At 69.4% G+C, this 18,633-nt stretch carries 16 protein-coding genes and 1 tRNA gene; 11 read left to right on the top strand and 6 right to left on the bottom strand.

What is annotated here, in order from left to right:
• Nucleotides 1–82 precede the first annotated feature (82 nt).
• The gene (locus C5E10_RS15690) at nucleotides 83–1,861 is read right to left on the bottom strand and encodes a dolichyl-phosphate-mannose--protein mannosyltransferase (protein WP_258071174.1); all 1,779 of its coding nucleotides are present in this window, start codon (nucleotides 1,859–1,861) and stop codon (nucleotides 83–85) included.
• Nucleotides 1,862–1,911: 50 nt separating this feature from the next.
• Between C5E10_RS15690 and rsmI the strand changes: the two genes are divergently transcribed.
• The 5 genes from rsmI (at nucleotide 1,912) to C5E10_RS15665 (ending at nucleotide 7,730) form a co-directional block, all read left to right on the top strand.
• Nucleotides 1,912–2,724, top strand: coding sequence for a 16S rRNA (cytidine(1402)-2'-O)-methyltransferase (gene rsmI / locus C5E10_RS15685; protein ID WP_104332417.1), 813 nt, complete (start codon nucleotides 1,912–1,914; stop codon nucleotides 2,722–2,724).
• Nucleotides 2,725–2,793: 69 nt separating this feature from the next.
• A complete protein-coding gene (metG, locus tag C5E10_RS15680) occupies nucleotides 2,794–4,362 on the top strand; it encodes a methionine--tRNA ligase (protein WP_104241737.1) in 1,569 nt (522 codons plus the stop codon).
• A gap of 2 nt (nucleotides 4,363–4,364) precedes the next feature.
• A complete protein-coding gene (locus C5E10_RS15675) occupies nucleotides 4,365–5,369 on the top strand; it encodes a TatD family hydrolase (protein WP_374953520.1) in 1,005 nt (334 codons plus the stop codon).
• Entirely contained in the window at nucleotides 5,366–6,217 is an 852-nt protein-coding gene (rsmA, locus tag C5E10_RS15670; protein ID WP_104332416.1) for a 16S rRNA (adenine(1518)-N(6)/adenine(1519)-N(6))-dimethyltransferase RsmA, read from the top strand. The genes C5E10_RS15675 and rsmA overlap by 4 nt, the downstream gene beginning before the upstream one ends.
• A 187-nt stretch (nucleotides 6,218–6,404) precedes the next feature.
• Nucleotides 6,405–7,730, top strand: coding sequence for a hypothetical protein (locus tag C5E10_RS15665; RefSeq protein ID WP_146080302.1), 1,326 nt, complete (start codon nucleotides 6,405–6,407; stop codon nucleotides 7,728–7,730).
• An 8-nt stretch (nucleotides 7,731–7,738) separates the two neighbouring features.
• Here the strand turns inward: C5E10_RS15665 and C5E10_RS15660 are convergent, their stop codons facing one another.
• Nucleotides 7,739–8,146, bottom strand: a complete 408-nt coding sequence (locus tag C5E10_RS15660) for an N-acetyltransferase (RefSeq protein WP_104332414.1) — start codon at nucleotides 8,144–8,146, stop codon at nucleotides 7,739–7,741.
• Between the two features lie 260 nt (nucleotides 8,147–8,406).
• Between C5E10_RS15660 and C5E10_RS15655 the strand changes: the two genes are divergently transcribed.
• The 4 genes from C5E10_RS15655 (at nucleotide 8,407) to C5E10_RS15640 (ending at nucleotide 13,233) form a co-directional block, all read left to right on the top strand.
• On the top strand, nucleotides 8,407–9,447 hold the full coding sequence (locus tag C5E10_RS15655) for an LLM class flavin-dependent oxidoreductase (RefSeq protein ID WP_181062801.1): 1,041 nt from the start codon (nucleotides 8,407–8,409) through the stop codon (nucleotides 9,445–9,447).
• Nucleotides 9,448–9,465: 18 nt separating this feature from the next.
• Nucleotides 9,466–10,809 carry an LLM class flavin-dependent oxidoreductase gene (locus tag C5E10_RS15650; protein WP_104332412.1) on the top strand — a complete coding sequence of 448 codons (1,344 nt, stop codon included), beginning with the start codon at nucleotides 9,466–9,468 and terminating at the stop codon, nucleotides 10,807–10,809.
• Nucleotides 10,810–10,936: 127 nt separating this feature from the next.
• Nucleotides 10,937–12,286 carry a M20/M25/M40 family metallo-hydrolase gene (locus C5E10_RS15645; RefSeq protein ID WP_104332411.1) on the top strand — a complete coding sequence of 450 codons (1,350 nt, stop codon included), beginning with the start codon at nucleotides 10,937–10,939 and terminating at the stop codon, nucleotides 12,284–12,286.
• 179 nt (nucleotides 12,287–12,465) lie between these two features.
• Nucleotides 12,466–13,233 carry a MerR family transcriptional regulator gene (locus C5E10_RS15640; protein ID WP_104332410.1) on the top strand — a complete coding sequence of 256 codons (768 nt, stop codon included), beginning with the start codon at nucleotides 12,466–12,468 and terminating at the stop codon, nucleotides 13,231–13,233.
• Between the two features lie 133 nt (nucleotides 13,234–13,366).
• Here C5E10_RS15640 and C5E10_RS15635 read toward each other — a convergent pair whose 3' ends face one another.
• From C5E10_RS15635 to C5E10_RS15620, 4 genes are all read right to left on the bottom strand, one after another.
• On the bottom strand, nucleotides 13,367–13,720 hold the full coding sequence (locus C5E10_RS15635) for a hypothetical protein (protein WP_104332409.1): 354 nt from the start codon (nucleotides 13,718–13,720) through the stop codon (nucleotides 13,367–13,369).
• A 96-nt stretch (nucleotides 13,721–13,816) separates the two neighbouring features.
• Entirely contained in the window at nucleotides 13,817–15,643 is a 1,827-nt protein-coding gene (locus C5E10_RS15630; protein WP_104332408.1) for an ABC-F family ATP-binding cassette domain-containing protein, read from the bottom strand.
• A 56-nt stretch (nucleotides 15,644–15,699) separates the two neighbouring features.
• Nucleotides 15,700–16,305, bottom strand: coding sequence for a MarR family winged helix-turn-helix transcriptional regulator (locus tag C5E10_RS15625; protein WP_104332407.1), 606 nt, complete (start codon nucleotides 16,303–16,305; stop codon nucleotides 15,700–15,702).
• Between the two features lie 128 nt (nucleotides 16,306–16,433).
• Complete coding sequence (locus C5E10_RS15620; RefSeq protein WP_104332406.1) at nucleotides 16,434–16,886, bottom strand: nuclear transport factor 2 family protein; 453 nt, start codon at nucleotides 16,884–16,886, stop codon at nucleotides 16,434–16,436.
• Between the two features lie 122 nt (nucleotides 16,887–17,008).
• Between C5E10_RS15620 and C5E10_RS15615 the strand changes: the two genes are divergently transcribed.
• Both C5E10_RS15615 and glmU read left to right on the top strand, forming a co-directional pair.
• Nucleotides 17,009–17,080: transfer RNA gene (locus tag C5E10_RS15615), tRNA-Gln, on the top strand.
• A 74-nt stretch (nucleotides 17,081–17,154) separates the two neighbouring features.
• Complete coding sequence (glmU, locus tag C5E10_RS15610) at nucleotides 17,155–18,600, top strand: bifunctional UDP-N-acetylglucosamine diphosphorylase/glucosamine-1-phosphate N-acetyltransferase GlmU (protein ID WP_104332405.1); 1,446 nt, start codon at nucleotides 17,155–17,157, stop codon at nucleotides 18,598–18,600.
• Nucleotides 18,601–18,633: the final 33 nt, after the last annotated feature.

The following is an 18,633-nucleotide window of genomic DNA, read 5'->3' as shown; positions in this document are numbered from 1 at the left end:
ACTTCTACGCGATCGCGTTCCTGCCGTTCATGATCCTCGCCTCCCTGGTCGTCATCCAGACCATCGCCGGCGCCCCGCGCGCCTACCGCCAGCTGGGCAGCCAGTGCGTGAGCGACCAGTAGGAGGTGGAGATCATCTGGCCGGTCCACACGGGCCAGAAGAGCACGGAGACGAGCGCCATGATGACGAGCAGCACCCCGACTGCGGAGACGCCGATGGTCCTGGAGGGGCGCGGGGTCTCGCGGTCGCCGGCGATGGTCTGGATGACGACCAGGGAGGCGAGGATCATGAACGGCAGGAACGCGATCGCGTAGAAGTGGAAGACTGCCTGGCGCTCGAGGTACGCGAGCCAGGGGAAGTAGCCGGCCCCGTAGCCGACGAGGATCGCGAAGTACTGCCATTTCGGGCGCAGGAAGCACATGATGATGAGGAACAGGATCGACACGGTGCCGAACCAGAAGATGATGGGGTTCGAGATCGACGTGATCGCCTCGACGCACTGTCCGACGTCGCAGGATGAGCCGTCGCCCGCCTCCGAGTAGACGTAGCTGAACGCGGTGGGGCGGATGAGGAACGGCCATTCCTGCGGCCCAGACTGGTAGGGATGCTCGGCGCTGAGTCCGCGGTGGAAGTTGTACGCCTCGACCTGGTAGTGCCAGAGGCTCTGCAGGGGCAGCGGCACCCACGAGAGCAGTCCGGTCCACGCGTTGCCCGCCTCCTCGGCCCAGCCGCGGTAGAAGCCGCCCGTGGTGGTGAGCCAGCGGGTCCAGGTCGCGAGGTAGGTGAGGGCTGCGAGCGGCACGGTCAGGAGGAACGACACGGGGCCCTGCATGAGGATCGCGGCGGAGCCCCAGAAGGTCACGCCGAGCCGCTTCCGCTCGATCATGTCGATGACGAGCGTGTAGACGCAGAACGCGGCGAGGAAGTAGAGGCCTGACCATTTCACGGCCGACGCGGCGCCGAGGGTGACGGCCGCCGCCATGAGCCAGGGCCGCCACCAGAGGCGGGGCCCCCAGTCGGGTCCGACGGGCTTCACGTCGGGCGCTCGCGAGGTGGTCGTGGCCTTCGTCGGAATCGGATCGCCGTCGAGGCCCTCCTCCGCGCGCCAGGCCATGATCTTCGTGCGCAGCTTGCGCTGCTGGTCCTCGCGGTCGAGGAGCACGAAGAGGAAGGCGAGCAGCACGAAGAACATGAGGATGCCGTCGAGGATCCCGACGCGCGACATGACGATCGCGTGCCCGTCGATGGCGAGCATCCCGGCGCCGATCGTGGCGAGCACGGGCGAGCGGAACAGCTTCTTGGCGATGACCCAGAGGAGCGGCACGGCGAGGGTGCCGAGCAGGGCGACGGCGAATCGCCATCCGAAGGGGTTGTCGGCACCGAACACGAGCATCCCGAGCCCGATGAGGTACTTACCGAGGGGCGGATGCACGACGTACGACGGGTCGGTCGTGTACCCGTTCGGGTCTCCTGCGTTGAACGCGTCGTTCGGGTTCTCGGGCCACTCCGCCTCGTAGCCGAGGTTGAGGAGGGTCCACGCGTCTTTCACGTAGAACGTCTCGTCGAAGATCAGGAAGTGCGCGCCGCCGAGGTTCCAGAACCGGAGGACGGCGGCGAGGAGGGTGACGACGCCGAGGAGGATCCACTCGGTGCGCACTCGCAGCCTGGGGGTGCTCGTGACTCGCGCCCACAGGTCGTCGAACACCGAGCCGCGCGCCACCGGGGCCGCCGGGGCCTTCGGGGCCGGCGTGGCAGGGGCAGCGGATGCGGTCACCGTGCCGCTCGTCGCCGTCGCGGGGGCCGTCGTCGGGGACGACTCGGCCGCCTCGTCTGGTGTTCCCGTGTCTGCTTGCTCGCTCACCCAAGCAATCGTAGGGGGCGGCGGGGCGAGCGCGTGGGAGGATCGCAGCCATGATCATCCTGGCCGGCACCCCCATCGGGAACCTCGGCGACGCTTCGGCGCGCCTCATCGACACGTTCAAGAACGCCACGCTCGTGGCGTGCGAGGACACCCGCTCGACGGCGAAGCTGCTCGGGATGCTGCGCATCGAGAATCGCCCGCGGCTCGTCGCCCTCCACGAGCACAACGAGGACGAGCTCGCGAAGACCATCGTCGAGCAGGCGCGCGAGGCCGATGTGGTGCTCGTCAGCGACGCCGGCATGCCGGGAATCTCCGACCCGGGCTACCCGATCGTGGCGCTCGCGGCGAAGGAGGGGGTGACGGTCACGAGCGTGCCGGGGCCGAGTGCGGTCATCACGGCGCTCGCGATCTCGGGGCTGCCGACCGACCGCTTCACGTTCGACGGCTTCCTGCCTCGCAAGGCGGGGGAGCGGGAGACGTTCCTGCGCTCGCTCTCGAGCGAGTCGCGCACGGTGGTCCTGTTCGAGTCACCGCACCGCCTGGCGCGCACGCTCGCCGACATGGCCGCGATCTGGCCGGCCGATCGTCGCATCGCCGTCTGCCGGGAGCTCACGAAGCTCTACGAGGAGGTCAGGCGGGGAACCGCGGCTGAGCTGGTTCCGTGGGCGGAGGAGGGGGTGCGCGGCGAGATCGTGATCGTCGTGGAGGGTGCGGCCCCCGCAGTCGTCGATGAGGCTGGGGCCCAGGCGATGGTCGCGGAGCTCGTGGCGGGCGGGATGCGCCTGAAGGACGCGGCAGCGCAGGTCGCCTCCGAGACGGGCATGAGCAAGCGAGACCTCTACCAGGGCCAGCTCGCGAAATAGTGGGCCAGGGGTGGCTCTCCTGGGCACCTCGCGTCGTAACAGTGCTCGGCCGACAATAGGATGATCCCCATGGCTTCCGGCGAATCGTTCTACATCACGACACCGATCTTCTACGTCAACGACGTCCCCCACATCGGTCACGCGTACACGGAGGTCGCCGTCGACGCGCTCGCCAGGTGGCACCGTCAGCGTGGCGACACCACGTGGCTGCTCACGGGCACCGATGAGCACGGTCAGAAGATCATGCGCTCGGCGCTCGCGAACAACGTCACCCCGCAGGCGTGGGCCGACAAGCTCGTCAACGAGGCGTGGAAGCCCATGCTCGAGACGCTCAACATCTCGAACGACGACTTCATCCGCACGACGGATGAGCGGCACGAGACTCGCGTGCAGCGCTTCCTGCAGAAGCTCAACGACGCCGGCTTCATCTACGACGCCGAGTTCGAGGCGCTCTACTGCGTTGGCTGCGAGGAGTTCAAGCCGGAGTCCGAGATCGTCGCCGGCACCGGCCAGTACGAGGGCGAGAAGGTCTGCGCCATCCACTCGAAGCCGCTCGAGCTGCTGCAGGAGCAGAACTACTTCTTCAAGCTCAGCGAGTTCCAGGACCGCCTGCTGGCGCTCTACGAGGAGAACCCGGAGTTCATCCAGCCGTCGTCGGCGCGCAACGAGGTCATCTCGTTCGTGCGCTCGGGACTCCGCGACCTGTCGATCTCGCGCACCACGTTCGACTGGGGCGTGAAGGTGCCGTGGGACGAGTCGCACGTCGTCTACGTGTGGTTCGACGCGCTCCTCAACTACATCACCGCCATCGGCTACGGCGATGACGAGTCGGAGCTCGAGAAGTTCTGGCCGGCGCACCACATCGTCGGCAAGGACATCCTGCGCTTCCACGCCGTCATCTGGCCGGCGATGCTCATGGCCGCAGGCCTGCAGGTTCCGGCCGGCATCTTCGCGCACGGCTGGCTGCTCGTGGGCGGCGAGAAGATGTCGAAGTCGAAGCTGACGGGCATCGCGCCGACGGAGATCACGGATGTCTTCGGCTCCGACGCGTTCCGCTACTACTTCCTGCGCGCCATCCACTTCGGGCAGGACGGCTCGTTCTCGTGGGAGGACCTGTCGGCTCGCTACCAGGCTGAGCTCGCGAACGGGTTCGGGAACCTCGCGTCGCGGGTCATCGCGATGGTGAACAAGTACTTCGACGGGGTCGTCCCGGAGCAGTCCACGATGCTGGAGTCGGAGCAGGTCATCATCGACCTCGCGACCGAGGTCGCGGCGAAGGCCGACGAGGCGATGCTGGCGTTCGACATCGATGGCGCGCTCGCGCACATCTGGCGGCTGGTCGATGCGCTCAACGGGTACATCACGGAGCAGGAGCCGTGGGCGCTCTCCAAGCAGGGCGACGAGGGCCGTGCGCGCCTCGCCGCGGTGCTCGAGGTCACGACTCGCTGCCTCGGTCACCTGGCCGTGCTGCTCAACCCCTTCGTCCCGATCGCGGCCGAGAAGCTGTGGTTCGCGATCGGCGGCAACGGCGAGCTCGCCTCCACCCGCATCGACAACGCGTACGCGCTTGTCGGCTCGCGACCGCTGAGCGAGCTGCCGCCGCTCTTCCCGCGCATCGAGCAGGAAGTCCAGCGCTAGCGGTGACCGATTCCCAGCACGATGCCGGGGCCCAGGACGCCGGGGCGCGGGGTGACGCTGAGAGGCTGCGCCGCCGCTCTGCGACCAGCGAGTCCGGGCACACGCGCATCCTCGCCTACCCGCCGTATCCCGAGGCGCTTGCCGTGCCCTGCTACGACAACCACACGCACCTCGAGATCGAGGATGGCGAGGAGGACGAGCGCCTGACGCTCGACGAGCACCTCGCCGCCGCGGTCGCATCGGGTGTCAAGGGGGTCGTGCAGGTCGGCAACGACGTGCCGTCGAGCCGGTGGTCGGCGCGCGTCGCGGCGACGCACGAGCGCGTGCTCGCGGCGGTCGCACTGCACCCGAACGTCGTGCCGGAGCTCGCCGCTGCTGGCACCCTGGAGGACGCGATCGCTGAGATCGACCGCCTCGCGGCCGAGCCGCGGGTGCGGGCCATCGGGGAGACGGGGCTCGACTACTTCCGTACGCCGGAGAAGGCCGACCAGCTGCTGCAGGTCGAGGCCTTCGAGCGGCACATCGGGCTCGCGAAGCAGCATGGGCTCGCCATGCAGATCCACGACCGGGATGCGCACGACGACGTCATCTCGACCCTCAAGCGGGTCGGTGCCCCGGAGCGCACGGTCTTCCACTGCTTCTCCGGCGACGCGGACATGGCGCGTATCGCGGCGGCGGAGGGCTGGTACCTCTCGTTTGCGGGCACGGTCACGTTCAAGAACGCCGCTTCCCTGCGGGAGGCGCTGTCGGTGACGCCGATCGAGCGCATCCTCGTGGAGACGGATGCTCCGTTCCTCACGCCGGTGCCCTTCCGTGGCCGCCCCAACGCGCCGTACCTCATCCCGGTCACCCTTCGGGCGATGGCCGAGCATCTGGGGATCGCGGTGGATGCGCTGAGCGCCCAGGTCGCCTCGAACACCGAGGCCGTCTACGGCAGCTGGCACCAGGCACCAGGCCAAGGCGCCCTCGCCGGTGACCTCACCTCCGACGAGAGAGAGACCGCATGAGCGTCAGCCTGCTCGGCGCCAACGAGATCCGCGAGCTCGCGGCCGAGCTCGATGTGACGCCGACGAAGAAGCTCGGACAGAATTTCGTGCACGACCCGGGAACGGTGCGGCGCATCGTGCAGACCGCGAAGGTCCGCTCGGGGGAGCACATCCTCGAGGTCGGGCCCGGCCTCGGCTCGCTCACGCTCGGTCTCCTCGAGACGGGCGCGAGCGTCACGGCCATCGAGATCGACGAGCGCCTCGCCGCCCGACTGCCGCAGACGGTTCAGGAGCACGCGCCTGGCGCGCATCTCGAGGTGATCGTCTCCGACGCCCTCCAGGTTCAGGAGGTGCCGGGCGAGCCGGTCGCGCTCGTCGCGAACCTGCCGTACAACGTGTCGGTGCCCGTGCTGCTGCACCTTCTCGAGCGGTTGCCGTCGCTGCAGCGCGGGGTGGTCATGGTGCAGGCCGAGGTGGGGGAGCGCATCGTCGCCGGGCCCGGCTCGAAGGTGTACGGCTCGCCGAGCGTGAAGGCCGCCTGGTACGGCACGTGGTCGAGTGCGGGCCTCGTGGGCCGCAAGGTGTTCTGGCCGGTGCCGAACGTCGACTCCATCCTCATCTCCTACACGGAACGTGCTGAGCCGCGCGGCTCGGAGGAGCTGCGCCGCAAGGTGTTCCGCATCGTGGATGCCGCGTTCGGTCAGCGCCGCAAGATGCTGCGCCAGGCGCTGTCGCCGTTGCTCGGCGAGAACGCGGCTGCGACCTCGCTTGTGCTCGAGGCGTCCGGCATCGACCCCACCGCCCGCGGCGAGACGGTCGGCATCGACGACTACGTGCGGCTCGCGGAGGCCTGGACTCCCGAGGACTGAGCTCGGCGAGGGGCAACCAGGCCCTCGCTGCTCCGTCGGATCAGGGAACGCCTGGGAACGCCTGGGAACGGATGGGGCGACAGGGAACTACGGGGAATCCGTCGCGCACCGTCGAGCCGACTGGGGCAGACTAGCTTCGGGCACCACAACGAGGTCGGTGCTCGCGCAGCGCAGCGAGGGAGCGGTCATGGGCGACACATCTGCAGCCCATCGCGATCCTGAGGCACCTCCGCGTCGTGCGCGCACCATCACGATCGTCGCCATCGTCACCGTTCTTGTCCTCGCCGCTGGCTGGGTTGTCCTCGCTTTCACGGACGAGTCGGACAACTCGCCGACGGATGCGGTGAGCGAGTCGACGCTGCCCGGCTACCCCACGCGGGGCCCCCGAGCCGACCTCGACGACCAGCGTGCGCTTGTGGCCGCCGCCGACCTCTGGCGGGAGGACGGCGCGGACGACGGCCTCGAGATTCCGGACGGACAGGTGATCGAGCTGCTCTGGGCCGGCGATGTCGACTCTCTTGCGCTCGGTTCGGTGCCGGGGCTCCGCAGCTCGTTCTCGGCGCGGCTCGTGATCCTCCGCTCCGACAACGCCGTGGCGGCCCTTGCGCGTCCGCTCGACGGTGCCGGCAGCGACGACGAAACGGCGTTCACGATGCTCGGGGCCTCCTCCATCACCACGAGCCGCTACGAGCGCGGGTTCACGGTGGCGCGGGGCGTGCTGCTCTTCCACGAGCGGATGCAGCGCGGCATGTCGCTCGAGACGGCGACCTTCTCCACGGAGACGGAACCCGCGCTGAGCGAGACGCCGACCTCCGACGGGCTCCTCCTCCTGTCTGCCAGGGCACTGCTGCGCATCCCGGACGCGGGAGGCACGGCTGCTGCGGACGTCTACGCGGGGTTCGCCTACGTGCATCCCAGCTCGGGGCTGACGATGCTGCAGACCGAGGATGCCGACCGGGACTGGAGCGCGGTCACCGATCCCAAGCGCGGCAACGCGCGTTTCGCGGCGCTCTCACGCGCCATCATCACGGCCCGGGACGAGCAGCGCGGGTACCGGCTGCGGGCATCCATCCTCGAAGATCAGCCGCTGCCATCGGGTGAACGGCTCGCGCTCGCCTCGGTCTCCCACCTGGAAAGCCAGGGCCGTGGCTCTGGGATCCTCTGGGCGGCGGTCATCGCCGTGCGCGGCGACGAGGACCCGATCGTGCTCGGGGCGGGGGACGTCGCGAAACCGGTGAACGGCGCACCGCAGCTGCCCGTGATCGCGGCCAGGTGGGTCCGAGATGACGGTGTGGACGTGCTCGTCGTCGCGGGCACCCGCGAGATCACCTCGTTCGACATCGCCGCGTCTGGCGGCACGACAAGCTTCGCCGGTTCAGGCGGTGTCGTCGACCGCTCGCGCCTCGCCCTGACCTGGGAGGACGAGGCCGGGAACGCGGTGAGCCGACCGGCGCTCGTGGTCATCGGGATGTCGGGTGCCGGGCCGGTGCCGTCGCTCGAGCCGGTCAGCTGAACGGTGAGCTAACCGGCGAGCTCGAGGGTGAGCGCGAAGATCTGCGTCCAGCTCTCCTCGCCGTGCTCGAGCTCGGGCCGACGCTCGAAGCCGAGCTGCTCCAGGAGGCGCTGCATGGCGACGTTCTCCTCCGGCACGTAGGTGTCGATTCCGGCAGCCAGGTGCAGATCCGCCCAGGTTATGGCGGCCCTCGTCACGCGGGTCCCGATGCCGGTTCCGCGCACGTCCGGGGCGACCCAGAGCTCGTCGAACACGAGCTCGGAACCGACGGCGTCGAGGGGGCCGGAGAGCACGGCGGTTGCGACGACTCGTGTGCCGTCGAAGGGAATGGCGTGGAACTCGACGCGGCCGCTGCCCGCTCGGGTCGTGGTCACACGGACGGCGTTGCCGATCGACGTGTGCAGCCCGAGGCTCATTGCAGGACCGGCCCGCCAGTCTCGACGCGCTGCTGGCACATGAAGTTCAGGCCTGTTGTCGTGTGTGTCATCTTCATGCTCCTTCCACGGTCGGGGTTGTGCGGTCCGCTCCGATGCGGGGCGGGCTGCTGCTTCGTTGGTGGGTACCGTACGCCTCACTTCACGAGGCCCGCACCCAGTGTTGCGTCAGAAGTCCTCCCGGGGCGGCAGGTGAAGCTTCGACATCCAGGCGGCGACGTGCGCTTCCTAGTCTTCGAGGCATGACTCACGAGAACCCGCCGTTTGCCATCGCCGTCGAAGCGGGCAGCGAAGGCGTCAGCCCACAGCGAATCCGCGCCGCGATCGCCGCGCTTGAGCGTTTCGGCGTGACCATCGCCACGTTCGAGGACACCGGCTTCCGCGACCTCAGGGCGACGGCTCCGCGGCTGGACGCGATCGAGCAGGCCGCGTTCGCCGCCCCGCTCTCCGGGGCGACCGGCCTCGTGCCGCTCATCCGGGTCTCGGCGGTCGAGCCGTTCCACCTCGCGACGCAGCTCGCGACGCTCGACTACGCGTCGCATGGCAGGGCAGGGTGGATCGGCGACGTCGACGGCAGCGAGGTCGAAGCGGCCGCGTTCGACCGGCCTCCGCTCGAGGGGCCCGAGGCCCGCCGCACCGAACTCGACGACACCATCGAAGTGCTCGGCAGGCTCTGGGACTCCTGGGAGGACGACGCCGTCATCCGCGATGTCGAGACCGGCCGCTACCTCGACCGAGACAAGCTCCACTACGCCGATTTCGAGGGCGCGCGCTTCAGCGTGAAGGGCCCGTCCATCATCCCGCGCCCGCACCAGGGGCAGCTGCTGACCTTCGCGCCGTACGGCTCGGCAACACCCGAGCTCGTCGACGTCGCGCTCATCCGCGAGCGCACGGTCCTCGAGGCGAGCGCCGCGGCCGGGCAGGCCGACTCCCAGGGCATCGCCCGCACGATCGTCGAGGTCTCGGTCGCGCTCGACGCGCCAGGACGGCCCGCAGCCGACCGGGCCGGTGCGTTCGCGGCCGACACGCAGGCGGCGGGTCGCATCCACTACTCCGGTGATGCGGCCGGCCTTGTCGAGCTCATCACCGAGGTCGCGTCGTTCGCGAACGGCGTGCGCCTGCTGCCCGCGGACTTCGGCGTGGACGTGCAGGAGCTCGGCCGCGCCGTGCTCCCGGCGCTTCGCCGCGCAGGCGTCTTCACCTCGCCTCGCGCCGGCGAGCACCTGCGCGACGCTCTCGGGCTCGCGCACCCCGTCAACCGCTACGCCGCCCAGGCCCTCTGAACGCGAAGGATCACGACGATGACACAGCACAGCACAGGTCCGACGCGGCCTGCCTCGGGAGCGGCGGGCGCAGGCCAGATCCAATTCGGGGTCTTCTTCCAGGGCGTGAACTCGACGACGATCTGGTCGAGCGAGCAGAGCGGATCGCAGACCGAGTTCGAGTCGTTCCGCCGCATCGCGCAGACCGCCGAACGCGGACTCTTCTCCGCCTTCTTCCTCGGTGAGGGGCTGCGGCTGCGCGAGCATCTCGGCAGGATCCACGACAACGACGTGGCCGGGCGACCGGATGGCATCACGCAGCTCGCCGCGCTCGCGCCCATCACCGAGAAGATCGGCCTCGTCGCCACGCAGAACACCACCTACAACGAGCCGGCCGACCTGGCCTACCGGCTCGCGAGCCTCGACCTCCTCAGCGAGGGGCGCGCGGCGTGGAACATCGTCACGACCGACAACGCGTGGACCGGCGCGAATTTCCGCCGCGGCGGTCACCTCGCGCACGAGCACCGCTACGACCGGGCGGCTGAGTTCGTGCGGGCAGCCAAGGAACTGTGGGCGAACCAGGGCCGCGTCGATTTCGATGGTGAGTTCATCCGCTTCGTCTCCGAGCGGGTCCTCCCGCAGAGCCCGCAGTCGCGGCCCGTGCTGTTCCAGGCTGGCGACTCGAGCCAGGGGCGCGACTTCGGTGCCGAGCACGCCGACGTCATCTTCTCAGCGCACCCCGAACTGGAGGGTGCGACGGCGTTCGCCGCCGATCTCCGCGAGCGGCTCACGAAGTTCGGCCGTGCACGCGACGAGCTCGCGTTCTTCCCCGGCGCGACGATCATCGTCGCCGGAACTCCCAAGGAGGCGGAGGAGAAGGCCCGCTGGGTGCGCGAGCACCAGATCTCGCCCTCGACGTCGCTTCGCTACCTCGAGCAGTTCTGGGGCAAGGACCTCTCCCACCTCGACCCCGACGGTCCGCTGCCGGTCGAGGATCCGGTGGTGGCCGTCACCGACGGCACCCGCGGCAGCGCGTTCCAGAACGCGAAGGCGCTCGAGCTCGCGCAGCAGTGGCGGGAGAAGTCGGAGGCGCTCGGACTGTCGATCCGCGAGTTCGTCATCCACCTCTCCTCACAGCGTGGCTTCGTCGGCGGCGTCGACGAGGTCGCCGACACGCTCACCGAGCTGGCCCGCAGCGGAGCCGTGACGGGCATCAACCTGACCCCGTACCTCGTGCCCTCGGGGCTCGACGACATCGTCGACCAGCTCATCCCGGCACTCCAGGAGCGCGGCTCCTACCGCACCGAGTACCCGGGAACGACGCTGCGCGAGAACCTCGGTCTGCCCGCGGTCGTCGGCGATCTGGTGCCCGCGAGCGTCTGAGCCATGGCACCCCGGTGAAGGTGGAGCGGCGCGCCAGGAGGGGCCGCGTGAGCCTGTGCAGCCTGGCGCGTTACTCCGCGCAACGCTCCGGCGCGCGCCTCGGCCCCCTTCCGCCGAGGATGGGGGAATGACTTCGCTTCGCGACGAGACCGTCACCCTCCTGCAGCAGCTCATCCGCGCCGAGACCGTCAACGACGGTGCGCTCGATTCGGGCAACGAGTGGCGGGCCGCGGCGGTCATCGAGGAGTTCTTCGCCGGCAGCGGCGTCGAGCTCGCGCGCGTCGAGCCGTTCCCCGGTCGTGTCTCCGTCGTGGCACGCCTCGCGGGCAGTGACCCTGCCGCGGAGTCGCTGGCCCTCGTCGGCCACACCGACGTCGTTCCCGTGAAGGCGAGCGACTGGGTGCATCCGCCGCATTCGGGCGAGCTCGTCGACGGCGAGGTCTGGGGCCGAGGTGCGGTGGACATGCTGTTCCTCACCGCCTCCTATGCGGTCATCTTCAAGCGCCTCGCGACGAGCGGCTTCGCCCCCACCGGCGACCTCGTGTTCGCGGCCGTCGCCGACGAGGAACAGGGCAGCCGGGCGGGGGTCGGCTGGTTCTCCGAGCACGACTGGGCCACGATCGCCGCCGACAACGTGCTCACCGAGTGGGGAGGCGCGCGCCTCGGTGGCACCGGCAGCACCGCCATCACGGTGGGCGTCGGCGAGAAGGGAGCAGCCCCACGGCGCATCGTCGTGCGCGGCGACGCGGCGCACGCCTCGGCCCCGTGGGGCAGATCGAACGCGGCCGTCACCCTCGCCAAGGTCATCGACCGCCTCCAGGCCGGCGCGCCGAAGCCCCGCATCAGCGAGCAGTGGCTCGACACGCTCGCAGCCCTCGACCTGCCGGCCGAGCTGAGCACGCGGCTCGCGCATCCTGACACCATCGACGAGGCCATCGACGAGCTCAGCGCGCACCCCGAGCTCGGCGAGCTCGCCCCGTTCGTCCACGCCTGGACGCACACGACCGTCGCCGTCACCGTCGTCGACGCCGGGTCGAAGGTCAACGTCATCCCGGACAGCGGGTCGATCTCGCTCGACATCCGGGTGCTGCCCGGCGTGACCGAGGACGACGTCGAGGCACACCTCGCCGCCGTGGCCGCCGAGTTCCCGGGCCTCGTGAGCGTCGAGGGGGAGTGGTTCTCGCCGGCGAACGAGTCACCCACCACGACTCGCCTCTACGGGCAGATCGAGGAGGCACTCGCCGAGTTCGTCCCGGGAGCGAAGCCCGCTCCCATCCTCGGTGTCGGCGGCTCCGATGCGCGCTTCTACCGGCTGCACGGCGCGAACGCCTTCGGGTTCGGGATCCTCAGCTCCGAGCTGACCTTCTCGGTCGCCCGCAACAGGTTCCACTCCGCGAACGAGCGCCTCGACCTCGAGTCCATCGACCTCACGGTGCGCGGCCTCGATCACGTCGTCCGAGGCTTCCTGTCCGCCTGACGCGCGCCTGATGCGCCTGACGAGCCTGATGCACCCGATGCACCCGTTCGGGGCTCGGGCAATCTCGTGCACCCGCTTGACCTTGACGCAGCGTCAACTTCTACAGTCGTTCTCGAGCGGTTCGGATCTCCCGAGAACGGGGGAGCCGCTCACACGATCTGAGCGAGAGGACGCCCGCCATGGAATGGTCGATCGGCGAAGTAGCGAAGCGGTCGGGGGTGACGTCGCGGACGCTGCGGCACTACGAGAGCATCGGCCTGCTTCGGCCGAGCCGGACGGGCGCCAACGGCTACCGCTACTACGACGAGGGCGCGCTGGTTCGGTTGCAGCGCATCCTGCTCCTCCGCGAGCTGGGCGTTGGCCTGTCGGCGATCGGAGACGCCCTCGCCGGCCGGAGCGACGACGTCGTTGCGCTCGAGACGCACCTCGGCTGGCTGCACGACGAGCGCGGCCGCCTCACGACGCAGATCGGATCGGTGCGTGCGACGCTCGCCGCGCTCAAGGGAAAGGAGCAGCTCATGCCCGAGCAGATGTTCGACGGATTCGACCACACGCAGTACAAGGATGAGGTCGAGGAGCGGTGGGGTGCCGAAGCTTCTGCCGAGAGCGACACGTGGTGGCGCGGCCTGGGCGCGGACGGCAAGAAGGGCTTCCTGGAGGAGCAGAGGCAGATCCAGGACGCGTTCAGCGCGGCCCAGTCGGCGGGGCTCGGGCCTGGCAGCGACGAGGCGCAGGTGTCCGCCGCCCGCCAATTCGCGTGGATCAGCGACAGTTGGCAAGGCAAGGCGCCAACGGCCGAGCTGTTCACGAACCTCGGCGAGATGTACGTCGCCGACGAGCGCTTCCGCAAGAACTACACTCGCGTCCATGCCACGGGCGCCGAGTTCGTGCGCGACGCGATGCGCATCTACGCCGAGCGCACCCTCGACTCGCAGTCCCTTCCGTAGCTCGAGCCGACCGAATCCGCACAAACGTGAGGGAGCTGCATCTCCGCGTCGAGCGCAACGTGCATCTGGGTGACTCCTGCGCAGGCGACCGGAGATGGGAGTTGCGCAGAGGGAGGTGCGCAGAGGGAGGTGCTCAGGGCAGCGTCGCCGTGTCGACCTGCGGGCCGCCCTCGTAGGTGACGGTGATGGTGAGCGGGCGTCGGCTCGCGCTCTCCGGCAGCTCGAACTCGAACGAGACGGGCGCGAGCATGAGGATGCAGATGGCGTCCGGGTCGACGATCGGGAAGCGGATGCGCAGCTCGCCCGCCGAGGTGACGAGCAGTTCGGGGTCTCCCGCACCGCACAGGGGCCGGTTGTTGAGCATGTCGAGTCGGAACCTCGACGCGGCGACCCAGGCGAAGCTCGGTGCCACATCCTCGTTGGTGCCCGCGCCGAGGGGATCGTAGTCCGCGGGCGGCGTGACGCTGACGCCGATGATCGGGCTCATGGTCGCCAGCCTACGCTCGCAGGCGAGCTGCCTCTGGTGAGCTGCCCGTCTGCTCCGGCTCTACTGCCGGTGCTCTGCTCTGCCGCTGGCGAGCCGCTACGCCTCGAGGATCTCGGAGAGCTCGAGCCAGCGTTCCTCGAGCGCGTCGATGTCGGCCGCGAGGGCTTGCCGCTTGGCGGTAATGGCGCCGAGCCCCTCGTAGTCGCCCTGGTCGTGGGCGGCGAGTTCGGCGTCGACCTTCTTCATGGACTGCTCGATCTTCTGGATCTTGCGGGCGATGCCCTGCACCTCCTTCTCTGCGCTGCGGCGGTCGGCGCCGCCGATGGAGAGGCCGGAGGCGCTGGAGGCTGAGGCCGACGAGGAACCGCTGGCGCTTCCATCCGTCGTGCTGGAGAGCGTCGCGGGGGCTGAGCCCTTGAGGCTGTTGGCGCGCAGCTCGAGGTACTGGTCGACGCCGCCGGGAAGGTGGCGGAAGCCGCCGTCCCACACGGCGTACTGCTGGTCGGTGACGCGTTCGAGCAGGTACCGGTCGTGCGACACGACGAGCAGCGTGCCCGGCCACGTGTCAAGGAGGTCTTCCATGGCGGCGAGCATGTCGGTGTCGAGGTCGTTGGTGGGCTCGTCGAGGATGAGCACGTTCGGCTCGTCGAGGAGGATGAGGAGCAGCTGGAGGCGCCGGCGCTGACCGCCGGACAGGTCCTTGACTGGGGTCTGGAGCTGCGTGGTCGTGAAGCCGAGGCGCTCGAGCAGCTGCGACGGCGTCATCTCCTTGCCGCCGGACACGTAGCTCGACTTCTGGCGAGCGACGACCTCGCGGACGCGGTCGTTCTGGTGCTCGTCGAGTTCGGCGAGGCGCTGCGAGAGGGTCGCGATCTTGACGGTCTTGCCGCGCTTGACCTTGCCGCTCGTCGGCTCGAGGGTGCCTGCGACGAGGTTGAGGAGCGTCGACTTGCCGGCCCCGTTCACGCCGAGGATGCCGGTGCGCTCGCCAGGTGCGATGCGCCACTCGATGTCGCGGAGCACCTCCTTGTCGCCGAAGGTGACGCCGACATCGAGGAGGTCGACGACGTCCTTGCCGAGGCGCGCCGTCGCGAGCTGCGACAGCTCGACGGGGTTGCGCACGGGAGGTTCGTCCTCGATGAGCTGCGTCGCGGCCTCGATGCGGAACTTCGGCTTCGCCGTGCGCGCCGGGGCGCCGCGGCGCAGCCACGCGAGCTCCTTGCGCATGAGGTTCTGCCGCTTCGACTCGATGGCGGCAGACTGCCGGTCGCGCTCGACGCGCTGCAGGATGTACGCCGCGTAGCCTCCCTCGAACGGGTCGAGAACGCGGTCGTGCACCTCCCACGTCGTCTCGCACACCGCATCCAGGAACCACCGGTCGTGCGTCACGACGACGAGCCCGCCCTGGTTCTTCGACCAGCGGCCGTTGAGGTGCTTGGCGAGCCAGGCGATGCCCTCGACGTCGAGGTGGTTGGTGGGCTCGTCGAGCATGATGATGTCGTCGTCGCCGATGAGCAGGGCCGCGAGGGCCACGCGGCGCTGCTGGCCACCGGAGAGGTCGCCGATCCTGTCGGTCCACTCGAGGTCGCCCGCGAGCCCGTTCACGACGTCGCGGATCTTCGCGTCGGAAGCCCAGTCGTGGTCGTCCATGTCGCCGACTATGGCCTGCTTGACGGTGAGCTCCGGGTCGAGGGTGTCGGCTTGGTCGAGCATCCCGACGCGCACGCCCCGCCGCCGTGTGACCTTGCCGCCATCGGGCTGAATGCGGTCGGCGAGCAGCTTGAGCAGGGTCGACTTGCCGTCGCCGTTGCGTCCGACGATGCCGATGCGGTCGCCCTCTTGGATGCCGACGGAGACGCTGTCGAAGACGACTCGAGTCGGGAACTCGAGGTGGAGCGCTTCCGCGCCGAGGAGATGGGCCATCAGACCAGCTTAAGGCCGAGGAGGCCCTGTGGCCTCCGAGCGAGGGCGGTGGGGGCTCAGTGAGCGGGGTCGTCCATCCGGAGCGAGAGGGTGCGCAGGGCGGTCGCGAGGTCGTCCCGCGTCTCGAGGTCGAGCTCGGCGAGCAGCTCGCGCTCGGCGGCGACGAGTCGAGTGAGGGCCTGGTCGACGAGATCGCGCCCGTTTGCGGTCATGGTGACGAGGATGCCGCGGCCGTCGTTGGGGTCGACCTCGCGGGTCACGAGGCCTCGGCTGACGAGGCGGTCGATGCGGTTCGTCATGGTGCCGCTCGAGACGAGGTTCGACGCGAGCAGGTGCTTGGGGCTGAGGCGGTGCGGTGACCCGGCGCGGCGCAGCGCCGAGAGGACGTCGAACTCCCACAGCTCGAGTCCGGTCTCCGCGAATGCGGCCTTGCGGAGCGCGTCGAGCTGCTTCGCGATGCGCTTCACGCGGGAGAAGATGCGCAGCGGGTCGACGTCCAGGTCGGGCCGTTCCCGTGACCAGTCGCGCACGATCGTGTCGACCGTGTCGGTCGGATGCGCGGCATGCCCGCTGTGCCTGCCCTCGCTGTGCCCGCCCCCGCTGAGCTCGACCGTCGCGCGCGGAACGTCACGCTGGTGAGCTGCACGTCTGGGGGCATCCATACGTCCCATTATGGCGAGTCCCGGGAGTGCACGTTGACGAGCCAGCGGTGGGGGCTTCGTTCCGCTGGGCGGCGCGTCCGCCGACCCGACGCGGCGCGGTCTCCCTGTCGCGGCAGAACGCTCGGTTCCTAGGAGTTCGGGTGGTGCGCGTCCACGTCGCGCTTCGTGACGACGAGGCCGTCGTCGGCGCCGACAGGGGCTGAGGTGTGCTCGTGCGCGACCACCCATCCGCCCTTGTGCTGCACGATCGCCCAGGTGAGGCGGTTGTCCATCCACTCGAGCTCGGCCTCGGGGTTCTGCCAGGAGTAGCGGACGAAGCTCTCGACGACCACGACGTCGTGGTCTCCGTAGGCCCGCAGATCGGTGAAGGTTGCCGCGTGCGTGCCCGACTCGATGGAGTCGAACCAGGCGTCGAGTGAGGTGCCCCAGGCGTCAGCTCCCTCGTGGGACCAGGTGCTCCAGAGGTCGAAGACGCGCACGTCGGGCGCGTAGAGCGACATGATGGCCGATTTGTCACGACCTGCGACGGCTGCCGAGTAGGTGTCGGTGAATCGCCGCGCGATGGACAGAGCTTCGGACATGACGCCTCCTTGTGTCTTCTGCTTCGCAGTCTGGCCCAATCCCCTCCACAGCACCAGCGGCGCTTGCCCGCGGTCTCTCCGGTTCTGGCACAATTGGCGAGTGCGCGCGTGAGCGGGCACGTTCCTCCTTGGTGTAACGGCAGCACGACAGCCTTTGGAGCTGTTAGGTCCAGGTTCGAATCCTGGGGGAGGAGCGGCGCGGGGGTGCTGCATGCCACCGTGAACCGTGATGGCGTTCGAATCACGGCGCCCACAACGAGGAGGATCTGTGACCGATCGAGAACTCGCAATCGTCATCCTGGCGGCTGGCCAGGGCACGCGGATGCGCTCGAGTACCCCGAAGGTGCTGCACCGGCTCGGTGGCATCCCGCTCGTGGGGCACGTGCTGCACACGGCCGCCGAGCTCGGCCCCGCGCATACCGTCACGGTGGTCCGGCACGATCGCGACCGCGTCGTCTCGGCGATCCGAGATCTGGCCCCCGACACGCAGTTCGCCGACCAGGACGAGGTGCCCGGCACCGGTCGTGCGCTGGAGGTCGGCCTCGAGTCGCTCCCCGCTGACTTCGACGGCGTCGTCGTCGTGCTCTCGGGCGACGTGCCGCTGCTCGACTCCGGCACGATCGGGCGGATGATCGAGCAGCACCGTCGCGCGCAGAACCAGCTCACGCTGCTGAGCGCCTTTGTGCAGGAGCCCGCGGGCTTCGGACGCATCGTGCGCTCCTCCGGCGGCGACTTCGAAGAGATCGTCGAGCACAAGGACGCGAGCGAGGAGCTGCTGCGCATCTCCGAGATCAACGCCGGGGTGTACGCGTTCGACGCCCGCACGGTGCGTCAGGTGCTCGGCCGAATCGACGACTCGAACTCGCAGCGGGAGAAGTACCTCACCGACGCGGCGAAGCTCATCAAGGCGGATGCGGGGCGCATCGAGGCGATCGCCGTCACCGACCCGGAGATCGTGCAGGGCATCAACGACCGCGTGCAGCTCGCGGAGGCGCAGCGTTACTACAACGCGCGTCAGATCCGGCACTGGCAGCTCGAGGGCGTCACGGTGCACGACCCGGCGACGACCGTCATCGAGGGCAACGTCTCACTCGGCCGAGACGTCGAGCTGCTCCCCGGAACCCAGCTGCGCGGGGCGACGTCCGTCGCCGAGGGGGCCATCATCGGGCCGGACACGACGCTCGTCGACTGCGAGGTCGGCGAGGGCGCCGTCGTGAAGCGCACCGACGCGACCCTCAGCGTCATCGGCGCTGGTGCGACCGTCGGCCCGTGGGCGTACCTGCGGCCGAACACGATCCTCGGGGCCGGAGGCAAGATCGGCACGTTCGTGGAGACGAAGAACGCGCAGATCGGCGACGGCTCGAAGGTCCCGCACCTCTCCTACATCGGGGACACCGAGGTGGGTCAGAACTCGAACGTCGGCGCTGGCACGATCACGGCCAACTACGACGGGGTGAACAAGCACCGCACCACGGTGGGCAGCAACGTCCGTTCCGGCTCGCACAACGTCTTCGTCGCCCCGGTTAGGATTGGCGACGGAGCCTACACAGGGGCCGGGACCGTCGTCCGCAAGGACGTTCCGGCTGGTGCACTCGCCATCAACGTCGCACCTCAGCGCAACGCTGAGGGGTGGGTGCTGAAGAACCGAGCGGGCACCGCCGCGGCAGAGGCCGCCGAGGCCGCCTCTGCTGCAGATTCCACACCGAACGCGTAACAACAGAGCAAGCACAGGAAACGGGCGGTACAG

It is taken from the genome of Pseudoclavibacter sp. RFBG4 (genome assembly GCF_002931515.1).
In the GTDB taxonomy this organism is placed as follows: Bacteria; Actinomycetota; Actinomycetes; order Actinomycetales; family Microbacteriaceae; genus Pseudoclavibacter.
The sequence above is the reverse complement of the archived record's forward strand: the minus strand, read 5'-3'. Positions and strand labels throughout refer to the sequence as shown.

What these genes read in the sequence shown, in the direction of transcription:
- rsmA (WP_104332416.1), top strand. Translation starts at nt 5,366, where the DNA reads ATGAGCGTCAGCCTGCTCGGCGCCAACGAGATCCGCGAGCTCGCGGCC.
- C5E10_RS15635 (WP_104332409.1), bottom strand. Translation starts at nt 13,720, where the DNA reads ATGAGCCCGATCATCGGCGTCAGCGTCACGCCGCCCGCGGACTACGAT.
- C5E10_RS15665 (WP_146080302.1), top strand. Translation starts at nt 6,405, where the DNA reads ATGGGCGACACATCTGCAGCCCATCGCGATCCTGAGGCACCTCCGCGT.
- C5E10_RS15620 (WP_104332406.1), bottom strand. Translation starts at nt 16,886, where the DNA reads ATGTCCGAAGCTCTGTCCATCGCGCGGCGATTCACCGACACCTACTCG.
- C5E10_RS15655 (WP_181062801.1), top strand. Translation starts at nt 8,407, where the DNA reads ATGACTCACGAGAACCCGCCGTTTGCCATCGCCGTCGAAGCGGGCAGC.
- rsmI (WP_104332417.1), top strand. Translation starts at nt 1,912, where the DNA reads ATGATCATCCTGGCCGGCACCCCCATCGGGAACCTCGGCGACGCTTCG.
- C5E10_RS15650 (WP_104332412.1), top strand. Translation starts at nt 9,466, where the DNA reads ATGACACAGCACAGCACAGGTCCGACGCGGCCTGCCTCGGGAGCGGCG.
- C5E10_RS15660 (WP_104332414.1), bottom strand. Translation starts at nt 8,146, where the DNA reads ATGAGCCTCGGGCTGCACACGTCGATCGGCAACGCCGTCCGTGTGACC.
- C5E10_RS15625 (WP_104332407.1), bottom strand. Translation starts at nt 16,305, where the DNA reads ATGGATGCCCCCAGACGTGCAGCTCACCAGCGTGACGTTCCGCGCGCG.
- C5E10_RS15640 (WP_104332410.1), top strand. Translation starts at nt 12,466, where the DNA reads ATGGAATGGTCGATCGGCGAAGTAGCGAAGCGGTCGGGGGTGACGTCG.
- metG (WP_104241737.1), top strand. Translation starts at nt 2,794, where the DNA reads ATGGCTTCCGGCGAATCGTTCTACATCACGACACCGATCTTCTACGTC.
- C5E10_RS15630 (WP_104332408.1), bottom strand. Translation starts at nt 15,643, where the DNA reads ATGGCCCATCTCCTCGGCGCGGAAGCGCTCCACCTCGAGTTCCCGACT.
- C5E10_RS15645 (WP_104332411.1), top strand. Translation starts at nt 10,937, where the DNA reads ATGACTTCGCTTCGCGACGAGACCGTCACCCTCCTGCAGCAGCTCATC.